Consider the following 470-nt stretch of genomic DNA (forward strand, 5'->3'; position numbering starts at 1 on the left):
ACCCGCTCCACGCGGAGGACTTCGGCGAAGAGGGCCGCGAGCTGCTCTTCGGTTGCATTGCGCGGCGCGACGAAGCCGGCCGAGCGCGACGTGTCTTCCGGTTCGGGCAGGGCCTTGCGGTCCACCTTGCCGTTGACGTTGAGGGGCAGGGCCTCCAGGACCACGAGTGCCGACGGCACCATGTACTCGGGCAGGTGCCGGCGCAGGTGGGCCTTGAGGTCTTCCACCTCCAGGGTGTGCCCTTCGTGCGCGGTGACGTAGCCGACGAGTCGCTTGTCCGTGTCGACACCTCGGACGACGACCACCGCTTCGTTGACGCCTGGCGCCGCGTGCAGGGCGGTCTCGATTTCGCCTGGCTCGATGCGGAAGCCACGCACCTTCACCTGGAAGTCGACGCGGCCCAGGAAGTCGAGCGTGCCGTCTTCCAGCCAGCGGGCCTTGTCACCCGTGCGGTAGAGCCGCTCGCCCGG

Annotated in this window: 1 protein-coding gene; it reads right to left on the reverse strand. The window is 69.1% G+C overall.

Annotated features, from left to right (window positions below):
- Nucleotides 1-470 (reverse strand): AMP-binding protein (locus tag D7Y04_RS42590; RefSeq protein ID WP_147477334.1); only part of this gene is annotated, 470 nt, incomplete at both ends.

Source organism: Corallococcus sp. AB038B, from assembly GCF_003668955.1.
GTDB lineage: Bacteria > Myxococcota > Myxococcia > Myxococcales > Myxococcaceae > Corallococcus > Corallococcus exiguus.